This is a genomic window from Carbonatibacter coralli, from assembly GCF_039592655.1.
In the GTDB taxonomy this organism is placed as follows: domain Bacteria; phylum Pseudomonadota; class Alphaproteobacteria; order Kiloniellales; family Kiloniellaceae; genus Carbonatibacter; species Carbonatibacter coralli.
Window position 1 is genome coordinate 184278 of record NZ_JBBUTJ010000001.1, and the last position, 16440, is coordinate 200717.

General features: G+C 55.3%; 12 protein-coding genes. 3 read left to right on the plus strand and 9 right to left on the minus strand.

All coding sequences use genetic code 11. The features are described from left to right. Positions 1 to 6: 6 nt before the first annotated feature. The 5 genes from AAAH10_RS00755 to AAAH10_RS00775 form a co-directional block, all read right to left on the minus strand. On the minus strand, positions 7 to 1230 hold the full coding sequence (locus AAAH10_RS00755; RefSeq protein ID WP_343559524.1) for a hypothetical protein: 1224 nt from the start codon (positions 1228 to 1230) through the stop codon (positions 7 to 9). Then, positions 1214 to 1621 carry a glycine-rich domain-containing protein gene (locus tag AAAH10_RS00760; RefSeq protein WP_343559527.1) on the minus strand — a complete coding sequence of 136 codons (408 nt, stop codon included), beginning with the start codon at positions 1619 to 1621 and terminating at the stop codon, positions 1214 to 1216. Before AAAH10_RS00760 ends, AAAH10_RS00755 begins: the two co-directional genes overlap by 17 nt. Before the next feature lie 365 nt (positions 1622 to 1986). After that, a protein-coding gene (gene prfB, locus AAAH10_RS00765; protein WP_343559530.1) for a peptide chain release factor 2 occupies positions 1987 to 3121 on the minus strand; the annotation gives its coding sequence in 2 pieces (ribosomal slippage) (positions 1987 to 3051 and positions 3053 to 3121; 1134 coding nt in all). Between the two features lie 105 nt (positions 3122 to 3226). Next, entirely contained in the window at positions 3227 to 5677 is a 2451-nt protein-coding gene (locus AAAH10_RS00770; protein WP_343559532.1) for a penicillin-binding protein 1A, read from the minus strand. A 127-nt stretch (positions 5678 to 5804) separates the two neighbouring features. Then, positions 5805 to 7085 carry an N-acetylmuramoyl-L-alanine amidase gene (locus tag AAAH10_RS00775; RefSeq protein WP_343559536.1) on the minus strand — a complete coding sequence of 427 codons (1281 nt, stop codon included), beginning with the start codon at positions 7083 to 7085 and terminating at the stop codon, positions 5805 to 5807. An 869-nt stretch (positions 7086 to 7954) separates the two neighbouring features. Between AAAH10_RS00775 and AAAH10_RS00780 the strand changes: the two genes are divergently transcribed. Further along, the gene (locus AAAH10_RS00780; protein ID WP_343559539.1) at positions 7955 to 10807 is read left to right on the plus strand and encodes an Rne/Rng family ribonuclease; all 2853 of its coding nucleotides are present in this window, start codon (positions 7955 to 7957) and stop codon (positions 10805 to 10807) included. 62 nt (positions 10808 to 10869) lie between these two features. Here the strand turns inward: AAAH10_RS00780 and AAAH10_RS00785 are convergent, their stop codons facing one another. Both AAAH10_RS00785 and AAAH10_RS00790 read right to left on the minus strand, forming a co-directional pair. After that, a complete protein-coding gene (locus tag AAAH10_RS00785; protein ID WP_343559541.1) occupies positions 10870 to 12039 on the minus strand; it encodes a pyridoxal phosphate-dependent aminotransferase in 1170 nt (389 codons plus the stop codon). A 39-nt stretch (positions 12040 to 12078) separates the two neighbouring features. Next, positions 12079 to 12531, minus strand: coding sequence for a MarR family winged helix-turn-helix transcriptional regulator (locus tag AAAH10_RS00790; protein ID WP_343559544.1), 453 nt, complete (start codon positions 12529 to 12531; stop codon positions 12079 to 12081). A 120-nt stretch (positions 12532 to 12651) separates the two neighbouring features. Between AAAH10_RS00790 and AAAH10_RS00795 the strand changes: the two genes are divergently transcribed. After that, entirely contained in the window at positions 12652 to 13080 is a 429-nt protein-coding gene (locus AAAH10_RS00795; RefSeq protein WP_343559546.1) for an organic hydroperoxide resistance protein, read from the plus strand. Positions 13081 to 13175: 95 nt separating this feature from the next. Here AAAH10_RS00795 and AAAH10_RS00800 read toward each other — a convergent pair whose 3' ends face one another. After that, positions 13176 to 14765, minus strand: coding sequence for a gamma-glutamyltransferase (locus tag AAAH10_RS00800; protein ID WP_343559549.1), 1590 nt, complete (start codon positions 14763 to 14765; stop codon positions 13176 to 13178). Continuing rightward, a complete protein-coding gene (locus AAAH10_RS00805) occupies positions 14749 to 14970 on the minus strand; it encodes a hypothetical protein (protein ID WP_343559551.1) in 222 nt (73 codons plus the stop codon). The genes AAAH10_RS00800 and AAAH10_RS00805 overlap by 17 nt, the downstream gene beginning before the upstream one ends. 69 nt (positions 14971 to 15039) lie before the next feature. Here AAAH10_RS00805 and AAAH10_RS00810 point away from each other — a divergent pair, with 69 nt between their 5' ends. After that, positions 15040 to 16359, plus strand: coding sequence for a M48 family metalloprotease (locus tag AAAH10_RS00810; protein WP_343559554.1), 1320 nt, complete (start codon positions 15040 to 15042; stop codon positions 16357 to 16359). Positions 16360 to 16440 lie beyond the last annotated feature (81 nt).

Genomic DNA, 16440 nt, shown 5'->3' on the forward strand with positions numbered 1-16440 from the left:
CAAGCCTCATTGCTCTTCTGCTCTTTTGAAAACAAAGGCCAGCCCAAAAACAAAGGAAAGGCATGATGCAACGGCAAAAACCAGACAGCTGCTCTGAATGGAAAGGGTGTCTACAGCGACAGAATAGACCGCGACGACAGAAGAAACCCAGATCAGCTGAATGCGCCAGTTGTCGCCCATGCCTCTGGAAAACAGGGCCGCGATGACGAAGAGCATCTCCGAAACCGCCATTACAAGCACCAGGGTTTTGACCGCAAAAAGTTCAGCCTGAAGCACCTCACTGACAATCACCATCTTCCAGAAAACCCCGTCTCCGGTTTCAAAGGACAGCCACAGGACACCAAAAGCACAGAGGCACAGAACCATGCTGTAACCCAAGAAGCGTAAGACTGTTTGTCTGCTCCTGTCCCTCGATATCCTGATAAAGCCGTTGGTGGAAACGGCATTGCCCAACAAATTGAACAGCAATGCAATTGTCAGAATCATCTGAAAAAGACTGGCAGAGCCACCGGCATCAGAAACCCGGATCAGTGCCTCGGTCTGGATATATTTCTGAACGAAAAAAAGCAGTGTGATCGGTAAACCATGCAAAAGGATTTGCCCGACAAGTTCAAAGCGAACCCTTTCACAACCGGACAGATTTGAGCCCGAATTCGCCACAATCACCAAAAGCATAACAGCCCTGGTTACGACAAAGCCGTAGCACACCGAGTAAAGAACATTCTGCAAGAGAGCTTCAAAGATCAAAAAACAGACCGGAAAAACAATTACAGACATAGCATTGGATCTGTTGTTTCCCGCAACCCTTAACCGCCCTTCGTTCAGGGAGGATACAAAGTAAAAACAGGCGACAAGAAGAATGGCGGCAACAAACAGCCACTTCAATTGCACATCCCGAACAGGAACAGGCACCCGTTCATCTGCATAAAGCAGGAACAAAGCAGATGCGACGCCCCCCAAAAGCAGGCAGAGGAACACCAGTTCGGGCAGGAGACTGTCCCGCCTGCTCCGCGCCGAAAAATACTTTACTGAAGTGGTGAAACCCAACGCCAGAGCAACAAAGGAATTGAACGCAGAATAATAAATTGAAAAAGCATCCGCAGCATCAGGCACGGCATGGTTCACAACGAGGAAAAACGACAGGAAATAAAGCAGGGAAGGTGTCACACGATCCAGCAGAAATGACAGCGACAGCAGCAGCTCTTTAAGCACACTAGAAGTCAACTTCATACATATATTCTTCAAAATGCTGGAAGTACAATTTTTGTGTACTTTCAAAACTTCGCTGCAAATTTGCGAAGTCCTCCTCTCCCCTCATACCAAAATAAGGAAAGTGATGCATATACCTCCCATAGACCTTTTCACAGTCTTCAAAGTATTTCCGCGTATCAAGAATATGATGATGCCAAATTTCATCTACTTCTATTGAAGGCACGAGCCTGTGCGTTTCGCTGTATTTATAAAGCAGGAACATAAAATTACGATACTGGCTAATGGCATCCCGCACTCCTTCAGATGTCCATTCTCTAGCAATATTCGGATCAGTTTTCGTAAGCTTCCTTTCTATCCACTCAAAATCAAGACCAGCGATGCTTTCAATTACATCAGCTTGACAGATCATCGCAAAACCTCCCTTTCAAGAGGTGCTGTCAAACAAGCCAGCACCTCTTGCTCACATTCAACTAATCAAGGTTGACAATGCGCTGGTTTCGCAGGCTTCCGAACAGCTTTTCCTGCTTCAGTTTTTTGATTTTTCTTCATTTTTTGCTCCTTATTGTAGTTTCAACCAACTCAACAAGGCTTGCCATCAGCGCTACATATTTCATTTTTCTCAATATTTAGTTGCGCTTTTATAAAGATACACAACCATAAAAAATAAGCAAATCCTATACTGTTACAACTCAGTAACCAGTTTAGATACAGCAATAAAAAAGCGGAACCCGAAGGCTCCGCTTTTTCTGACTGTTTCCGAATGGTGAAAAGAAATCAGAGCAGTTCGTCGCTCTCATCCTCATCCTTTGCGCCCTTGACCTTGGAAGCCAAAGAGGCTTCGAGGAAGGCGTCGATATCCCCATTGAGGATAGCTGTCGGGTTGCCTGACTCCACGCCTGTGCGCAGGTCCTTGACCATCTGGTAGGGCTGCAGGACATAGGAGCGGATCTGGTGACCCCAGCCGATGTCGGTCTTGGCATCCGCCTCGGCCTGCGCCGCTTCCTCGCGCTTTTGCATCTCGTGCTCGTAGAGACGGGATTTCAGCATGCCCATCGCGGTCGCACGGTTCTTGTGCTGGCTTCGGTCGTTCTGACACTGCACGACAATGTTGGTCGGGATGTGGACAATACGGACCGCAGAGTCCGTGGTGTTCACGTGCTGACCACCCGCACCGGACGCCCGGTAGGTGTCGATGCGCAGGTCTGCCGGATTGATCTCCAGATCAAAGTCCTCGTCCAGAACAGGCGTGACATAGCAGGAGGTAAAGGAGGTGTGACGGCGCGCCTGGGAGTCATAGGGTGAAATCCGCACCAGACGGTGAACACCGGACTCGGTCTTCAGCCAGCCAAAGGCATTGTGACCGGAGATTTGCAGCGTCGTGGACTTGATCCCCGCCTCTTCACCGGGGCTTTCCTCAAGATAGGAGACCTTGTAGCCGCGCTTTTCGGCCCAGCGCACATACATGCGCAACAGCATCTGGGCCCAGTCCTGTGCCTCGGTTCCGCCTGCACCCGCATTGACCTGCAGGTAACAGTCGTTCTTGTCCGCTTCACCGGACAGCAGGCTTTCCAGCTGCTTGGTGGCTGCCAGTTCCTTGAAAGAAAGGATCTGGTTTTCGCCTTCGTCAATGGAATCCTGATCGCCTTCGTCTGTGCCCATTTCAATCAGAAGGGCCGCTTCCTCGATGCCCTCCTCGATTTCGCGCACGCCATTGATGGATTGCTCCAGCTGCGTGCGTTCGCGCATCAGTTTCTGAGCCAGATCGGCATCATTCCACAGGTCGGGATCTTCCGCCCGTGCGTTCAGTTCATCCAGTCTTCTGAGGGCTGCATCCCAGTCAAAGATGCCTCCTCAGCAGGGTCAGCGATTGTTTGATCTCGCCTACCGCTGCTTCGATCTCGGCGCGCATGTACGGCCTCCTCGTCAGCTTGAGTTACTCAAAATATCGACGATCTTCTAGCTTGAGAGCTGCCCGAGGACAAGCCCTTCCTCTGCCAAAGCGGTGTGAAGCGGCCTAATAAAGGCCGCCACCCAGCCCCAGATCATCACTGTCGTTGAAAAGCGTGCCGCCCCCCCGGTTGCCGTTGGCAGAGCGTGTGCCGCCCTGCCCCGACGGCACCGTGCCCGGCTTGAAGGCCTCCAGAATGACATTTCTGTCACCCGGGCGGGCCAGCAGGCCGTTCTCGGTGTTGATCCGCACCAGACGCACATCGGAGGGCACACGGAACGGTGTCGGCGGAGCATCGGCCAGAGCATCCTTCATGAAGGCCTTGAAAACCGGAGCCGCCACGCTGGACCCCGTCTCCCGGTTGCCCAGCGGGATCGGGTTGTCAAAACCGATGTAAACGCCCACCGCCAGATCGGGCGAGAAGCCGACAAACCAGGTGTCCTTGCTGTCGTTCGTTGTTCCGGTCTTGCCGCCCAGTGGCTTGCCCAGCTCCGCGATCCGGCGCCCCGTTCCGCGCTGGACAACTCCTTCGAGAATGGAGGTCAACTGATAGGCACTGACCGGATCAACCAGCTGCTCGCGCGTATCCGGTAGTTCCGGTGGGGGCAGGCCATCCCACTGCGCCAGTTGACAGTCCGCACAGGGGCGCTGATCATGCAGGTAAATGGTCTTGCCATAACGGTCCTGAATGCGGTCGATAAAACTCGGTGTGATATCCTTGCCGCCGTTGACCACCTGCGCATAGGCCGTGGTCATGTTCAGCAGCGTTGTCTCCCCCGCACCCAGCGCCATCGACAACACCGGTTCCATGTTCGGATCGATACCAAAGCGCTGAACGTAATCGACAATCTTGTCCATGCCGACATCCTGCGCCAGACGCACGGTCATCAGGTTTCGGGATTTTTCCACACCGACACGCATACGGGTCGGCCCGAAGAATTCGTTGCTGTAGTTCTTGGGCTTCCACTTGCCGAGACCAACACCCTGATCCAGAGCGAAGGGGGCATCCAGAATGATGGAAGCCGGCGTGTAGCCGTTGTCCAGACCGGCCAGATAGATAAAGGGCTTGATCACCGAGCCCGGCTGGCGTCTGGCCTGGGTTGCGCGGTTGAACTGGCTCTGACCAAAGGCAAAGCCACCGCTCATTGCAAGAACGCGTCCCGTGTGCGGGTCCAGCGCCACAAGACCACCGTTCACGCCCGGAATCTGCCGCAGGGCAAAAAGACGCTCGTCCTGCTTTTCAGGCTCCTGCTCCATGGGCAAGGCTTCAACCAGCACCACATCCCCGGGCGTCAGCACATCGGAAGGACGCTTTGGCCCGGCTCCGACCTTCTGGCCCTTGATCCAGGGACGCGCCCATTTCAGTTCATCCATCGGGATCCTTGCCAGACCTCCGGCTTTCAGACCAATCAGGGCATAGCCCCTGTTGTCGGTATCGATCACAGCCGCCAGCTCCCAGGGCGCAACGCCTCCCGGAGTTGCAACCTTCTGCAATTCGGCTTTCCAGCCGTCCGTGCTTTGCAGATCAATCACACCCAGCGCACCGCGCCAGCCGTGACGACGGTCATAGGCTTCCAGCCCCTCCCGCAAGGTCCGCTGGGCAATCTCCTGCAGCTGGGGATCAACTGTGGTGTGAACAGACAGGCCACCTTCATAAAGGCCCTGCTCGCCATAGAGGTTTTCAAGCTCGCGGCGGACTTCCTCTGCAAAGAAGGGAGCATCGACAACTTCTGTCTCTGTGCGCTCGGCCACGACCAGTGGTTCCTGCCAGGCCTCCTCAGCTTCCTCTTGCGTGATGCGACCGTCCTCGAGCATTCGGCCAATCACCCAGTTGCGGCGTTCCAGAGCAGCTGCGTGACGGCGAACGGGGTGATAGTTGTTCGGCGCCTTTGGCAGTGCTCCGAGATAGGCGGCCTCGGCAACACTCAGTTCATCCAGCGACTTGTTGAAATAGTTCTGTGCGGCTGCTGCAACCCCGTAGGAGCGATAGCCCAGAAAGATCTCGTTCAGATAGAGATCAAGAATGTGATCCTTGGTAAAGGCCTGCTCGATCCGGAAGGACAGAATGGCTTCCTTGATCTTGCGTTCGATAGAGGTCTCGTTGGTCAGCAGGAAGTTCTTGGCCACCTGCTGCGTGATGGTCGAGGCCCCGATCAGACGACGCCCGGTTCCGATGTTCTGGATGTTGGTGACAACGGCCCGCGCCAGTGCCAGCGGGTTGATACCGAAGTGCTCGTAGAAGTTCTTGTCCTCGGCTGCCATAAAGGCATCCTTGATCCGCCTGGGGATCACATTGACAGGAACATAGACACGCTTTTCCGTGGCATATTCCTCCAGCAGGCGCCCGTCTCCAGCATGAACACGCGTCACAGTCGGCGGCATGTATTCAGCCAGCTCGCGATAGTCCGGCAGGCCGCGCCCATAGTGATAGAGGCCCCAGGCTGCTACACCTGCACCAATAACACAGAGCACGAAGCCAATAGCAAAAAGTACCCCAAAGACCTTTAAAATCTTCACGCGCTCTTCCCCGTAGCGATAATATGACGCCTCACATTCTTCCGAGGCTCTTGTCCCACATTTCAGGATTTAATGCAAAACTGTGGCTGCCTCATGACAGAACTTTGATGGGCAAGGATTTTGCCTGTCAGTTCTGAAGAGCAGCCAGCCGTCCGAAATACTGATCCACAGACCGCTTGATTGCACCCACCAGCTTTTGCTTGTGTGCTTTCTGGTTCAGCAGTTTTTCTTCCTTCGGATTGGTCAGATAGCCCAGTTCGACCAGAACGGAAGGCACAACCGGTGACTTCAGCACAGCAAAGCCTGCCGAACGGTGCGGCCGGGTCAGCAATCGGGTCTCCGCCTTGAATTCATCCACAAGAATGCCTGCAAAGTATTTGCCCTGGTTGTTGGTTTCACGCTGGGCCAGATCAATCAGAATCTTGCTGACCACATCGGACTGCGCACTGAGATCCACACCGATCAGGACATCCGCCTTGTTCTCTTTCGCCGCCAGTGCCTCGGCTTCCTTGTCCGAACCGGACTCGGAAAGCGTATAGACAGAGGCCCCGGAAATCCGGCGATTGCTGTGTGTGTTCGCATGAAGGGAAATGAAAAGGTCTGCATTGGCCTTCTGTGCCCTTGCAACACGGTCACGAAGCGCGAGGGACTTGTCCTGCGTTCTGGTCATCACAACGCGATAGTTCCCGCTCTTTTCAAGGACATCCTTCAGGGCAAAGGCGTAGCGCAGAGCCAGTTCCTTCTCCTGCGTGCCGGCAACACCGATGGCGCCCGGATCGATTCCGCCGTGCCCTGCATCCACAACAACCACTTTCTTCGCTGCCTGAACCTGCTGGGCGACACGGGCCGCCTCACTGGTTGGTCTGCGCTTTGGCACAACCGGAGCTTCAACGAGATCAGGAACCTCCAGAGGTGCTGCAGAGGACACGCGCTTGTTGAGCAGGTCCCGTTCAGCGTAGTCCTGTCGCGAAACCGGATGAATGTCGATCACCAGTCGATTCTGGTAACCTTCCTTCGGCGCCAGCACAAAGGCCGAAACAACCTCGCCCGGACCAGCCAGATCGAGGACAATGCGACTGATACCGGGCTTGTAATTGCCGTAACGCAGGGACTTGACCAGTCCCTTGCTGTCCAGGCTCTTGTGTCGTGCCCTGCTCCAGTCCAGATCCGGCAGATCGATCACAACCCGGAAAGGGTCCGCCAGTGTAAAGATGTCAAATCGGGGATTGTCAGACAGTTCCAGTACGAACCGCGTTTTGTCGGGATGCTGCCCGACACGAACATCCAGCACATCCGAGGCCTGCGCCCATGAAGACAAAAGAAGCACTGTCAGAGCAAACAGTCCCTGGAAAAGCAGTGCCCTGCCCTTCATCCCTGCTGTTGCCGAAGCCTTGCTCTGTGCCTTCATACTGCTGAAAACCTCTGTTCCCTGAAAATGGAGTTCTTCCACGCCCTAACTTAGTGAATAAATGCACCCAGTGAAAGAGCAGAATTCACAGGCACAATTTTGTAAAAAACGACACAAATTCAGAATGTTTCATGGGAGCAGACCCTGTTGCCTCTGCATGTATTCCGACTGCAAAAACGAACAAATCGCAAAAAAGCGCATTTCCCTTCTGGTCTTGCAGAAAAACTGCTGCTAGTCTTGCCGAGCAAAATTCCAGACGGTCTGCGTTTTGAGTTCACGCGAGCAGGCCGTTCGCTCACGCCCCGGAAGGCGCAGAGCGTTTTCATCCCCATTCCCCGCTCGGCAGCTGAGGCGCCAGCGGTTTCGTTCCCGGACAGGGAACATCAGTCGTGTCACAGGATGACAACAATCTGCTCGGCTTCACCTGAAGCCCAGGCTCAAGCGGTCAAAACGGAAACGTCAAAGCAGCTGCTGTTAAAAACGGGCTGCCGTTTCCCCGCCCATAGCGCACCGGATGCAAGCGAAAACTCCGTGAGGATCAGACATCTGTCTGTCCGGGCATCCCGATGTTCCCTGAAGTTTCTTCAAAACACCCGGGCCGGATGAAAGACGAGAGGAACTGATCCTTGAAAATACAGGGGACCGGGTTGGCTGTTTTTTCAAGATGCCATCCAGTCCTTCAAACCAGTTTGGCCGAGCGTTCCCTTCTGTGCGGTGGAATGCAAGCAGAGAAGGTTAAAGAACGCTCGAAATGAAACAGCTTATTCATCTCATACAACGTGCCCCCTCGCCGAATCCGGACTCACTGATCCTCAATCAGTTGGACTTGTCCGTGTGCGAGCCTTGCGGCGCGACAGGAATACACATCAATGGCAAAACGAATGCTTATCGATGCCACGCACAGCGAGGAAACTCGCGTCGTGGTTCACAGCGAGAACCGTCTCGAAGACTTTGATTTTGAAACCCTTTCAAAAAAGCAGCTGAAAGGGAACATCTATCTGGCCCGTGTTACACGGGTTGAACCCTCACTACAGGCAGCCTTCGTGGAATACGGCGGCAACCGTCACGGCTTCCTGCCTTTCAGCGAAATTCACCCGGATTACTATCGCATCCCGACAGCGGATCGCGAAGCGCTGGACGCTCTTGAGAACGGCCCTCTGGAAGAAGAGGAAAGTCAGGACAACGGAGCCCAGGCTGAAACTCCGGCCGAATCTGCGACTTCCGAACAGGACGAAAACAGCCCGGACAATCCGGAAGCAGAAGGCAGCGAAGCCTCTGCCGATGCAGAAGCAGCACCGGATGGTGAAGCCTCCGACAACAGCGTCGAAGACAACGAGGCCAGCCCGGTCAAGGATTCCGTTGCGCTGACCGCCTCACAGGATGACACCATCGAGGAACTCGCGGGTGAAAGCTCTGTCGACAGCATCAATGATGACGACGAGGAAAGCGAGGAAGACGACAGCGACAGCGATGAAGACGAGAATCGCGAGACCAAGATCCGCAAGGCCAAGCGCATGCGCTTCCTGCGCCAGTACAAAATCCAGGAAGTCATTCGTCGCAAGCAGGTTCTTCTGGTTCAGGTCACCAAGGAAGAACGGGGCAACAAGGGCGCTGCGCTGACAACCTATCTTTCCCTGGCGGGTCGCTATTCCGTCCTGATGCCAAACACCAACAAGGGCGGCGGCATCAGCCGCAAGATCAGCAGCGCCAATGACCGCAAGCGCCTCAAGGACATTCTGGGCGAGCTGAAAATCCCGGAAGGCATTGCCGTGATCGTCCGCACAGCCGGAAGCCAGCGCAGCAAGCTGGAAATCCGCCGCGATTACGAATACCTGATGCGTCTGTGGAACGAAATCCGCGAGACAACCTTCTCCTCGGAAGCGCCTGCCCTCATTTACGGAGAGGCCGATCTGATCAAACGCGCCATCCGCGACCTCTACACCAGCGACATGGAAGAAATCCTTGTCGAGGGCGAGCAGGGTTACAAGTCAGCCAAAAGCTTCATGCGCACGCTGATGCCAAGCCATGCCAAAAAGGTGAAAAACTACAAGGGCATGCAAATCCCGCTCTTCCATCGTTTCCAGGTGGAAAGCCAGATTGACGCCATGCACAACCCGACCGTCAAACTGAAGTCAGGCGGTTACATTGTCATCAACCCGACAGAGGCACTGGTTGCCATTGATGTGAACTCCGGCCGTGCAACGAAGGAGCGCCATATCGAGGAAACAGCCTTCAAGACGAACCTTGAAGCCGCTGAAGAGGTCGCGCGTCAGGTTCGCCTGCGGGATCTGGCCGGACTTGTTGTCATCGACTTTATCGACATGGACGACAACAAGCACAACCGGGAGGTCGAGCGTCGCCTGAAAGAAGCGATGTCCGTTGACCGGGCCCGCATTCAGATGGGACGCATCAGCCCCTTCGGTCTGCTGGAAATGTCACGTCAGCGTCTGCGCCCCAGCATTGTCGAAAACTCGACAGTCGTCTGCCCTCACTGTGAGGGTATCGGCAGCATCCGTACAATTGAGTCAGCGGCCCTGCACGTTCTGCGGGTTCTGGAAGAAGACGGCATCCGTCGCGGAGGCGGCTCCATTGATCTGGATGTCCCCACCTCCATCGCCCTTTTCATCCTGAACCAGAAACGCAGCCGCCTGATCGAGATCGAACAGCGCTACAGCTTTGAGGTCAGCGTCAATGCTGATGACACCCTCAAGGTTGACCAGTTCCGTCTGGAACGCGTCGTGTCCCGCAACGACGGGCCGGTCAGTGAACTGATGGTCTTTGAGGAAACGGACAGACAGGACCAGAGCCGCAACAGCGATGATGGCGAGGACGGTTCTGACCGCAAGCGTCGCAAACGCCGCCGTCGCCGCAAGGATCGCGATGAGGACGGCTACGAGGATCGCAACACGCCGTCGTCAGAAGAATCCGCGGACGATGAAGACGGTCAGGATACCCGGGATGAAGCATCGGACAGCGATGACGATGAACGCCCACGCAAGCGCCGTCGCAGGGGCAAACGCGGAGGCCGCAGACGCGGACGCAGGCGTGAGGAACTGAACGACGAAACTGCAGGCGAAGAGGACTCTCCGGAATCCGAACCATCGGATGAGACATCCGCAGATACGGAAACATCTTCTGACACCGATGAGGAAGATAAGCCTGCACGCAACCGGCGCGTCCGGTCGCGCTCTCGCCGGAGCCGCAAGGACGAAACCAGCGAAGAGGCTCCGACACAGGACGCAGAGGAAAGCTCTTCCTCCGCTCAGGAAGCGGAAGCAAATGCAGATGCAGAAGCGGAGAAACCCAAAAAGGAACCGCGCAAACGCACACGCAGCCGCAAGAAGGAAAGCCCTGAAGCAGCACCGTCTTCAGAGGAGCAGGAAACACAGCAAAGCGGGGACGAGGCTGAAACCACCCCCCGTGTGCGACGCGGACGGCCTTCTTCGCGAAGCAAGAAGGCCCAGCAGCAAGAATCCGCAGGAACAGAAGTCTCCGGGTCGACTGGGGAAACTGTTCAACAGACTGAAGACCTGGTTGTAGACATCCCCATTCAGACTGCACCGGCTGCTGTTGCAGAAACACCGGCGCCAGCCTCTGAATCTGCACCGGCAGAGCCTGTCTCCCAAACTGTTGCTGCTTCTGATCAGAGCACAGCTTCAGCACCTGCCGAACAACCGGAAAAACCGGATCGCCCGAAACGATCCGGCTGGTGGAGTCGCTAAACTAAACAAAAAAGCGCCGACTTCTGTCGGCGCTTTTTTTGTTCCGGATTCAGCAATCCGCTCTAGAGAAAGTTCTCTTGCATCCAGACCGTCAGACGCCCCAGTGCATCCCGGACTGTCTGGGGACTTCCGGCAAAGGAAAAGCGCATGAAACGGTGACCGTTGAGAGGATCGAAATCAACACCGGGCGTTGCAGCAATCCCGGTTTCCCCCAGCAAACGCTTGCAGAAGGCCTGGCTGTCATTGCTGAACGCACTGATGTCTGCATAGATATAAAATCCGCCATCTGCAGGAGCCAGACGGTCAAAACCGATTTCCGGCAGCCGCTCCAGCAGGAGCTTCCGGTTTTCCGCATAGACTTCAACATAGCCATCCAGCTCTTCCTTGCAGTCAAAGACAGCGACACCGGCAAGCTGGGACTGGGTTGGCGCAGAGATAAAGAGATTCTGTGCAAGACACTCAACAGGACGGATCATCTTTTCCGGCACCACCATCCAGCCCAGCCTCCACCCCGTCATGGAAAAGTACTTGGAAAAGGAGTTGATCACGATTGCATCCGCGTTGAAGCTCAGGGCTGTCGCCGCTTCAACTCCGAAGGTAATCCCGTGATAGATCTCATCGGAGATCAGGCGAATTCCCTGCTCCGCGCAATAGTTGTTCAAGGTCTTCAGCTCATCCGCAGAAACCATGGTACCTGCCGGATTGGACGGGCTGGCCAGTATCAGGCCATCCAGCTTTCCACCTTCAGCAACAGCCTTTTGCAGGCTTTTCACTGTCGGCTGGAAACGCTCCTTTGCACCAACAGGCAAAAGGACGGCCTCAACGCCCAGCGCTTCGAGAATGTTTCTGTAAGCCGGATAGCCCGGAGCAGCGAGAGCCACACGGTCCCCTGCATCAAAGGCTGAGAGAAAGGACAGGATAAAACCGCTCGATGAGCCTGTGGTCACCACAACACGCGCCGGGTCCAGATCGTAGGCGTAGGCCTCTTTGTAATGCTTTGCAATCGCCTCTCGCAATGCGGGGAGACCAAGGGCATTTGTATAGCCCACCGGATCCCTGTCCAGAGCCTCTTTCACAGCGTCTCTCACAGCCTGCGGCGCCGCTGTTCCCGGTTGCCCCAGCTCCATGTGGGCAATCTTCACGCCCTCTGCTTCCATCGCATTGGCTGTTCTGAGAACATCCATCACAAGGAACGGAGGGACCTGACCACGTGCTGCTGTCTTGATTGTCATTTTATTTTCCAGTCTTTTCATATGACATGTTCCGGGAACCTAGCCTTCCTGTCTGGACCGGTCCAGTGCCTGACGCAAGGTCTGAAGTTTGCTGTTCAACTCCATTATGTCCCTTTCTTCAAGACCGGTCGCCTTCATGACCTCTTCCGGCACACATCTGGCCTGCTCCTGCAGTTCCCGCCCGGCCTCTGTAAGCCAGATCAGAACCTTTCTCTCGTCTTCCTCAGAGCGTCTGCGCTCAATCAGTCCCGCGGCTTCCAGACGCTTCAGCAGGGGTGTGAGTGTATTGGATTCCAGATGCAGGCGCTGTCCGATCTCCTTAACCAGCAGGGCATCTCCCTGCCAGAGCACCGTCATGACAAGATACTGGGCATAGGTCAGATTGAGCCCTTTTAACAACGGAATGTAGATCTTGTTCATTGCATTGCTGGTTGAATAAAGCCCGAAGCAGAGGAAATCCTCGACCTGCAGTTCATATTTGTGGGAGTTCATTCGGCCTCACATTAAATCGTGCACGATTAAATCGCTATTGACTTTTTTATTGTCTCTCTCCATAAATATATCGCGCGCGATTAAAAAACAACGTTTCACTTCCATTCGGAGTTACAAACCATGGACACCCCAAACCCTATTGCCTACAGCACCAAAGCAACAGCGACAGGCGGCCGCGACGGAACGGCCCGTTCTGAAGACGGCAAACTGAATGTTGCCCTTTCAACGCCACAGGAGCTGGGTGGCGCAGGCGGTGACGGCACCAACCCCGAGCAGCTCTTCGCAGCGGGATATTCAGCCTGTTTTCTCGGAGCCATGAAATTCGTCGCAGCACAGGAAAAAATAAACCTGACAGATGATCTGTCCATCACAGGCACAGTGGGTATTGGCCCGATTGATGGCGGCTTTGCCATCGCAGTTTCCCTGGACATTTCAGTGCCGGGCATGGACCGGACCGAAGCTCTGTCCCTTATAGGAAAAGCCCACCAGGTCTGCCCCTATTCCAACGCGACCCGCGGCAATGTCGAGGTCCGTCTGAATCTCGTCTGATCCGGTTCCGGCAACCGGATAACGAAGAAGGCCCTTTCCCACTCTCCCCGGGAAAGGGCCTTCTTCACATTCACACAACCCCTGAAACAGGAGCCCTACTGGGCCCGCTGCGCCAGACCATAGCCTCTTTCATCCGAATAGGCGGTGCAGCTGTTGGGATTGCGATCCACACTCCGGACACAAAGGGCAGCGTTGACACGCCCGAACTCCGGCGCCTGTCTGGCTGTAAAACCTGCCGAGGTCAGAACCGACAGCTCCTCCTTGCCCTTTTGCTCAACAAAGGCGACATCAGGCTGACCACTGTGGTGAATTCTCGGATTGCTTCCCGCGTCCTTGAGCGGAACAGCTCCTCCTTTGGACAAGGCTGCAACCTGCGCCAGAGCAGAAGCTCCGACAGCTCCTCCGGATGCAGAACCGGCGAATCGGACTTCCCCGCGTGCTTCATGGACAATCAGCATTGCCGTCAAATTGTCTGAAACCGGAACCTTGTTCCCCGCATCAGCTTTCCCCATGATCACACCGGTTTCACCGGCAACGCGTTGCGCCCCGAACAGCCCGTTCAGACTGAAACTGCAGGCAACAGCCCCATTGAAACGATCAATGACCGAAAAGCCTGCAGAAAAGGGATTGCCAGCCACCGCACGGGCGTTGGAAGCCAGAGCGAAGTTCGAAGCCTTTTCAGCATTGAAACCGGCCGCCAGACCTTCAAGACCTTCCTCGGTCAGGGAGTTTTTCCCTGTTGCCAGTGCCTCACCGCGTGCAGACCAGGCACGCTTCAAGGCTTCGGCAATGGCAACCGCCTTTTCCTCCTGATCTGCATCTTCAAGATCAAAGTGATCCACCATCAGGGCGTAACCTGTACCGGCAACAACGCCGCTTTGACCAGCCTGGCCGGAAACGATGACACTCTCGTCATCAACCTCGACCTTGATGGGATCGACAAAAGCAGGAATGTAGGAGCGCAGATCTGCAGGCTGGATCGGCATTCCCGCTGCAGTGGCAGCACGTGCATAGCGGTTTGTCAGCTGTCCGTCATAAAGATATCCCGCCCCCTGGGCACGAATGCCGCTCAGAACGGATGCCAGCTCAAACTGGTTGATCGAGTTCCCTTCACGGGGCAGGCGCCCATCCTTGCGGGCATAGCGTGACAGCAACCTTCTGTCCACACGCAGCCTTTTCTCGGCAAGCGCCAGATCATAGGCAAAGGAGCGACTGACAGGATTACCGAAACGGGCCAGTCGTTCACCATAACTGACGAGTTCTCCCCAGCGAATGATGCCATAGCGCGCCTGCATGGCGGCAATGGCACGCAGGGATGTCGGGACCGTACCACCCTCTTTGCTCTGAATGATCGGGAAGCTCAGCATTTTCGATTCGTCACGCTCCTGGTCACGAATCAGGCAAACACCGCCTGCACCCAGTCCGACACGGGATGGCAGACTGACTGTCATGGCAAAATACATCGCTGTTGCAGCATCCGCTGCAGTTCCACCACGCCCCAGAACCTCGCGGCCGATCTGCACAGCCCTTGGCTCATCAGCGGCGATCACCCCCGCAAAACCCTCAACGGTATTGATCAGGGTTCCCTTGATCTCGGGGCCGCTCGCTTCCTCGCTACAGGCTCCCAGGAAAAGAGCCAGAGCGGTCAAACTTGCGACGGAACGGAAACTAGCCTTCAGCTTCATAATGATTTTCCCGTATGGAAATGCTTTGTCTTGGAGGCAATGAAAATATCGTTGCCATATTGATGTGAAAAGCCCTTGAGCCTATTTTCTTTGCAGCAGCCCAAGTCATAAGATGGTCAAAGTTATCGCTGAAACTCGCTCCAAGACCAAGATTTTTCTGGTTTTGCCCACACCTGCCACCCAAAAGGATAACCTGCTCGTGCATTTTTCTTTTTCCCAGGCCAGATTTCTCAGGACGTCCAAACAGATTTGCACGCAGTTTTGTGTCTTTTTCATGATCCTGGCCCTTCTCACACCGGCACTGCATATCCCGAAGGCAAGGGCACAGGGGCTTTCGCTGATCACAGATGCCGAAACGGAAAACCTGATCAGGGAATATTCAACACCACTGTTTCAGGCCGCAGGACTGTCACCCCAGTCCATTCGCATCTTTCTGGTCAATGATCCCGCCCTGAACGCCTTTGTCACGGCAGGCAATCGCATGTTCATCAATACAGGGCTGATCATGCAGGCCAAATCCCCGAGCGAGGTTATCGGGGTCATCGCCCACGAGACAGGGCATATTGCCGGCGGTCACGTTTCCCTGCGGGGAGAGAACCTCGAAAACTCCAACATCATTGCCCTGGCCAGCACTCTCCTTGGCGTCGGGGTCGCGATTGCAACCGGTGAAGGAGCTGCCGCCGGGGTTTTCTCGGCAGCAGGTCAGAGTGCCGGTCTGGCAAATATTCTCAGTTACTCCCGCAGACAGGAAGCCGCAGCAGACCAGGCGGCCATCAACTACCTGAAAGCGACCGAGCAATCACCTGCCGGTCTGAGAGACTTCATGTCAGTCCTGCTGGGCAAGGAGGTTCTGCTCACACAGAATCAGGACCCCTATCTTCGGACCCACCCGCTGACCAGGGATCGCGTCAATTTTCTGGACGACCAGACACAGCGCTCTCCCTACAAGGATCGCCCTGTCCGTGCCGACCTCGTACAAAAGCACGAACGTGTCAAAGCCAAACTCGCTGCCTTTCTGAATTCCGTCAATTCGACCTTCAGGGACTATCCCGAAAGCGATACCTCCCTGCCAGCCAGATATGCGCGCAGTATTGCCTATTACAAGGACAGCGAACTGGACAAGGCCCTGGCCGAACTGGACAAGCTGATCGCTGAAAATCCGCAGGACCCTTACTTTCTGGAATTCAAGGGCCAGATGCTGTTCGAATTCGGCAAGGGACAGGAAGCCATTGCACCGCTGGAACAGGCTGTTGCCATCCTGCCAAAGGCAAACTCCATTCGCTACCTCCTCATCCGTGCGCTGGCAGAAAGCGACACACCCGAAAACAACAAAAAGGCAATGGAGCATCTCAATGTCGCGCTTCAGATCCAGCAGAACCATCCCGGTCTCTGGAGACAGGCCGCCATCCTCTTTGGCCGTCAGGACAACAAGGGCATGACCTCCCTTGCCCTGGCCGAACGCGCCTTTGCTCTGGGAAATTTCGGAGAGGCCATCGGCTACGGTGAACGCGCCATCAAGCTCCTCGATGCAGGAACCCCCGCAAAGCTTCGTGCAAACGATTTGGTTGCGACTGCACGCCTGAGAAAACAGTAACCCGCGCTCTCCATTCCCCGCCACCAGCGATCACGCTTTTGAGAGATGCCTGTCTTTGGCCTTGCACAAGGACAGGCATCT